The organism is Rhodoferax sp. GW821-FHT02C08 (assembly GCF_059421805.1).
On record NZ_JBWKVR010000052.1, the window covers coordinates 1 to 5398 of the forward strand.

Annotated in this window: 4 protein-coding genes and 2 pseudogenes; 3 read left to right on the forward strand and 3 right to left on the reverse strand. The window is 64.0% G+C overall.

The genetic code is table 11. The features are described from left to right. A pseudogene (locus tag AC07VY_RS26475) lies at positions 1–293 on the reverse strand (NAD(P)(+) transhydrogenase (Re/Si-specific) subunit alpha); the annotation flags it as partial. 156 nt (positions 294–449) lie between these two features. Between AC07VY_RS26475 and AC07VY_RS26480 the strand changes: the two are divergent. Further along, a complete protein-coding gene (locus AC07VY_RS26480; RefSeq protein WP_495100126.1) occupies positions 450–923 on the forward strand; it encodes an NUDIX hydrolase in 474 nt (157 codons plus the stop codon). Here AC07VY_RS26480 and AC07VY_RS26485 read toward each other — a convergent pair. Both AC07VY_RS26485 and AC07VY_RS26490 read right to left on the reverse strand, forming a co-directional pair. Beyond that, entirely contained in the window at positions 920–1903 is a 984-nt protein-coding gene (locus AC07VY_RS26485; protein WP_495100127.1) for a 2-dehydropantoate 2-reductase, read from the reverse strand. The two genes, AC07VY_RS26480 and AC07VY_RS26485, sit on opposite strands and share 4 nt — an antisense overlap. Before the next feature lie 86 nt (positions 1904–1989). Then, positions 1990–3591: an OpgD/OpgG family glucan biosynthesis protein gene (locus AC07VY_RS26490; protein WP_495100128.1), complete on the reverse strand. Its 1602-nt coding sequence runs from the start codon at positions 3589–3591 to the stop codon at positions 1990–1992. Positions 3592–3804: 213 nt separating this feature from the next. Here AC07VY_RS26490 and mnmA point away from each other — a divergent pair, with 213 nt between their 5' ends. Together mnmA and AC07VY_RS26500 are read left to right on the forward strand one after the other, a co-directional pair. Continuing rightward, positions 3805–4917: a tRNA 2-thiouridine(34) synthase MnmA gene (gene mnmA / locus AC07VY_RS26495; RefSeq protein ID WP_495100129.1), complete on the forward strand. Its 1113-nt coding sequence runs from the start codon at positions 3805–3807 to the stop codon at positions 4915–4917. Between the two features lie 245 nt (positions 4918–5162). After that, positions 5163–5398: pseudogene (locus AC07VY_RS26500) on the forward strand (ShlB/FhaC/HecB family hemolysin secretion/activation protein); the annotation flags it as partial.

The window sequence follows — 5398 nt, forward strand, 5'->3', positions numbered from 1 at the left end:
GCGTCAAACGGGTTGAGCATGCCGACCAGGGTGGTGCCGGGGCGCATCAGCGCGGCTTCGGCGTCCGAGGGGCTGCGTACCTTGAGCACCAGATCGCAGCCGAAGGCGCCGGTAGCGTCGGTGATCTCCGCACCGGCGGCCTGGTAGGCCTCGTCGGTTACGCTGGCGGCCACGCCGGCTCCCGACTGGATGCGCACCGTGTGGCCCTGGGCTTTGAGCTTCTTGGCGGTTTCGGGGGTGACAGCAACGCGGGTCTCACCGGTCGCAGTCTCGGCAGGCACGCCAATCAGCATATTTGTCTCCTCTGGATGGGATCAAGGTGGTGTACATCAATACTTTTCGCGGAATTTCGCCAAAGTTAATGTCTTCTGCCGACAAGCTTAACTGAGTTTGCCGACGCTCCCGGACACACCGACACCCAGGCGACAGCCAGTCCGCATAATGGATGCATGAAAAGCAGATGGAAACCCAGTGTCACCGTGGCCGCCGTGGTGGAGTACAACGGCCGCTTCCTGTTGGTGGAAGAACACACCCCCGAAGGCCTGCGCCTGAACAACCCGGCCGGTCACCTGGAGGCTGGTGAGTCCCTGGTGGAAGCCTGCGCGCGTGAGGCGCTGGAGGAAACCACTTACCTCTTCAACCCCACGGCCCTGGTCGGCATTTACCAGGCCCAGCTACGCAACACCAGCACACAGGAGTCCACCACCTATTTGCGCTTTGCCTTCTGCGGCGACCTGGGTGCCCTGCAGCCGCAGCGCAAGCTGGACCGCGGCATTGTGCGCACACTATGGATGACGCCCGACGAAATCCGCGCCAGCACCGCGCGCCACCGCAGCCCCCTACTGCTGCGCTGCGTGGAGGACTACCTGGCCGGTCGGCGTTACCCGCTGGACCTGGTGTACACCGCGCCCGAAATAAGCTAGGCCGCCGGGTACAGGCCGCGCACCCGCGCATGCAGGCGCGCCAGGCCCAGCAGTGCGTCCATGAATGGCGTGTCCACGCCGGTCAGCCGGCCCAGCTCCTGCACCGCCGTCACCAAAGCGTCCAACTCCACCGACTTGCCAGCCTCCACGTCCTGCAGCATGGAGGTCTTGAAAGCCCCCAGCTTGCGGGTGATGGCGTGCCGGTCTTCCGGCTGCTGGTCGATGGGAATGCCCAGCCGCTGACCAATCTCCTTGGCCTCCAGCATCACCCGGGTGGTGAAGCCACAGACCAGCGGGTCGACCATGATCAGGTCGGTGGTGGCGCCGGTCAGCGCGCTCACCGGATTGACTGTCATATTGCCCCAGAGCTTGAACCAGATGTCTTTCTGTATGCAGTCGGACACCGGCGCCTCAAAGCCGGCCCGCGCCAGCAACTCCGCCAGTTGCTGCACCCGTGGGCTGCGCCCGCTGGCCGGCTCACCCAGGATCAGCTTGTTGCCGAAATGGTGCTGCACCAGGCCCGGCTCGGGCACCGAGGTGCCCGCATGCACCACGCAACCAATGAGTTGCTCCGCCGGTATGGCCGCCGCGATCGCGCCCGTGGCATCCACCGCGCGCAGCGGCGTGCCCTGGTAGGCGCCGCCAAAGCCCTGGAAAAACCACCAGGGCACGCCGTTCATGGCGGTCAGCACCATCGTCTGCGGCCCCAGCAGCGGGGCGATGCCGCGTGCCACGTCGGCCAGCGCCGGCGCCTTGACGGCCACCACCACCAGGTCCTGCACGCCCAGGGCGGCGGCGTTGTCGGCCACCTGCACGGGCAGCTGCAACAGGCTGCCGTCCTGCTGCAGGCGCAGGCCGTGCGTACGCAGCGCCTCCAGCGTGGCGCCACGCGCCAACACGCTCACAGACTCGCCCTGGGCCGCCAGGCGTGCGCCAATCCAGCCACCAATGGCGCCGGCACCATAAATACAAATTTTCATAAAAAGTCCTGACTCGCTGCTGCACACCTTCGACGCGTGCGCAATGTTTGGACCGACATGGTAGCGGCGGCCGGCCCCAGGCTGGCTCAATACAGCGTGCGCTCCGCTAGCGGGGGCGGCGCCCACTGGTAAAGCCATGTTTCGGTCAGCGGCTGGCCATCGGCCTGCAAGTACATGCGCAGGTTGATGGGTGCGGTACTGTCTCCGTCAGGGCGCAGATCGAACATCGCCCGCCAACCGTTGATGGCAGCCAGCGGGCGAGCCGAAGTCAGCTCCACCTTGCCGCGCGAGGCGCTGATCACCGCCTCCACCTTGGTTTTCTCGTTCAGCAGCGCAAAGTCCCCGCCAGAAAAATCTACAGCAAAACGGCGCGAATACGCCGTTCGCTTTTGCCCCACCACACCGCCCAGGCCGGTACGTGTCGCCACGCAACGCGCCAGCTCCATGCGTACCGCCGGCGGGTTTCCGCCCCAGTGCAGACGGTAGGCATACAGCAGCTCCTGACCCGGCTGCGGCTTTTCGGCCGGGTTCCAGAAGGCCACGATATTGTCGAAGGTTTCGTCCATGGTAGGAATTTCCACCAGCTGCACCGATCCCGCGCCCCAGCCGCTTTTCGGCTCCACCCACAAACTGGGGCGCTTTTCGTAGAACACCCCGTCGTCCTGGTAGTGGTCGAAGTTGCGGTCGCGCTGCATCAGGCCGAAGCCGCGCGGATTGTTGTCCTGGAAGGCATTGAACTGCAGTTGCGCCGGGTTGCTCAGCGGCCGCCAGACCCACTCGCCTGCGCCGGTATGCATTGCCAGGCCGTCCGTATCGTGGATCTCGTAACGCCAGTCCCAACCCATCCGGCGGTCGTTCTCGCCAGTCTGAAACATGCTGGTGCAGGGCGCGATGCCCATGCGCTCGATGGTCTTGCGCGGGTACAACGCCACGTCCAGGTCCATGGTCTGCGTATCGCCCGGTGTGATCAGGAAGCGGTAGGCGCCGCTGACGCTGGGCGAATCCAGCAGCGCGTAAACGGTAAGGGTGGGCGACTTCGGGTCTGGCTTTTCCAGCCAGTAGGCTATGAAGTCGGGAAACTCCTCCGGATAGGGCTGGGCCGTGTTAACCGCCAGGCCCCGCGCCGACTGACCGTACTGCCATTCGCCACCCACCGCGCGGAAATAGCTGGCGCCCAGAAAGGCCGCCACATCGCGCACCGGATCGGTGTGGTAGTTCAGCCGGAAGCCGGCAAAGCCCAGGTTGGCCGGCAGTTTGCTGCCGTCCACCCCACTCTTGCCGTAATCGAACATGGCCGGGTCATAAGCCAGCTCCTGCGCCTGGCCGCCACTGACCTCGTACATGCGCACAGGCGATTTGAAGAACAGACCCAGGTGGAAGAACTTGGCCACGAAGCGCGCCTTGTCGTCGCCCCACAGCGCGTGGTCGTCGCGGAAGCGGATGGCCTGGTGCTGATCCCAGTTCAGGTTGGCAATACCGGCCGGCAGCGTGGTCGAGCGTGCCTGGTAGGGCTTGCCGGACAGCTCGCGCGCGCGCCCCTTGAGCCAGGCGTAGTCGAACGGCTGGGCCTGGCCCATGGGCTTCAGCCCCGCTGCCTGGGCCAATGACGACAGCCAGGGCAGACCGGTGGCCAAGCCCGCGGCGCTGAGGGTCTTGCTGCTGTAGGAGAGGAATTGGCGTCGTAGCAAAAGCGGCTCCTGCAAAAAAAAGCCTGAGCTTAGCGTCCCGCGCCGTGCTTGGCTGTAGGCCAGCGCCGCGTCTGCAAATTTATAAGAAAAAGACCTGTAGCGCAGGCAGCACCTACGCTAGCAGCTCTCATTTTTGCAGTGATGCCCTTACACGGCCTGGCGCCACTGCAGGCGCCAGGCCGCCGATGTGCCCCAGGTTTTTACAATCGGGCCATGGGTACACACAGCAAACAACGGGTGGTGGTCGGCTTGAGCGGCGGCGTGGATTCGGCCGTCAGCGCCTATCTGCTCAAGCAACAGGGCTACGAGGTCATCGGCATCTTCATGAAAAACTGGGAGGACGATGACGACAGCGAGTACTGCTCGTCGAACATCGACTTCGTGGACGCGGCCGCCGTGGCCGATGTGATCGGCATCGAGATCGAGCACGTCAACTTCGCCGCCGAATACAAAGACCGCGTATTCGCCGAGTTCCTGCGCGAGTACCAGGCTGGCCGTACGCCGAACCCCGACATCTTGTGCAACGCCGAGATCAAGTTCAAGGCCTTTCTGGACCACGCCATCCGCCTGGGCGCCGAGAAGATTGCCACCGGCCACTACGCCCGGGTGCGTGAGGTGGCCGGCCAGTTCCAGCTGCTCAAAGGTCTGGACCCGTCCAAGGACCAAAGCTACTTTCTGCACCGTCTCAACCAGGCGCAACTGAGCAAGACGCTGTTTCCGGTGGGCGAGTTGCACAAGACCGAGGTGCGCCGCATCGCCGCAGAGATGGCGCTGCCGAACGCTACCAAGAAAGACTCCACCGGCATTTGCTTCATCGGCGAGCGGCCGTTCCGCGACTTTCTGAACCGCTACATCGCCAAGGAGCCCGGCCCGATCAAGGACGAAAAAGGCCGTGTGCTGGGCAAGCATGTGGGCCTGAGCTTCTACACCCTGGGCCAGCGCCAGGGCTTAGGGATCGGCGGCATCAAGGAAAAAGGCGCGCAGCGCGGCGGCGGCGAGCACGCGCCCTGGTTTGTGGCCCGCAAGGACATGGAACGCAACACCCTGTGGGTAGTGCAGGGCCACGATCACCCCTGGCTGCAGTCGCACCAGCTTACCGCCGATGACGCCAGCTGGGTCGCCGGCCACGCGCCCGCCCCAAGAGCCTACGCCGCCAAGAGCCGCTACCGCCAGGCGGACGCGCCCTGCACGCTGACCAGCGCCAGCGCCGACGGCTTTGCACTGCAATTCCCCGACGCGCAATGGGCCGTAACCCCCGGCCAGTCGGCCGTGCTGTACGACGGCGAGGTGTGCCTAGGCGGTGGCGTGATCTGCGCGGAAAAATAAATGAGCCTCTTTGAATGAAGTGGCTCATTTACACACGTTTGTGAAATAAGTCACGCAGCCAATAAGCTTTACAAAGGGACGCATCCTCCAATTTGAGGATTTCCCCTGCGAGTTAACCCTTGGTTAAGCGTGTGAGTTTTTTGTACGAAGGACAATATATGTAACTTTAAAAATACATTTGTTACCAATTGCCTTACATACAAAGACCATCCGCACGGCTTCCACAGCGCCTGAGCAGCGGCCTATTGATATACGCGCTCGGCGCCTTATGCGGCACCGCCGCATGGGCACAAACACCTCCCCCGCCCAGCGCCTCGCCGGACCCCACCCTGGAACTACAGCGCCAGCAAGAACGCGAACGCCTGGAGCGCGAACGCCTGCAGCCCAGCCCGGACGTGCGGCTGCCCAGCCCCGTAGCCGCGCCGACGCAAAGCCTGCCGCGCAACGAAGCCCCTTGTTTTGCATTGCACAACGTCGCTCT

What these genes read in the sequence shown, in the direction of transcription:
- AC07VY_RS26480 (WP_495100126.1), top strand. Translation starts at nt 450, where the DNA reads ATGAAAAGCAGATGGAAACCCAGTGTCACCGTGGCCGCCGTGGTGGAG.
- AC07VY_RS26485 (WP_495100127.1), bottom strand. Translation starts at nt 1,903, where the DNA reads ATGAAAATTTGTATTTATGGTGCCGGCGCCATTGGTGGCTGGATTGGC.
- mnmA (WP_495100129.1), top strand. Translation starts at nt 3,805, where the DNA reads ATGGGTACACACAGCAAACAACGGGTGGTGGTCGGCTTGAGCGGCGGC.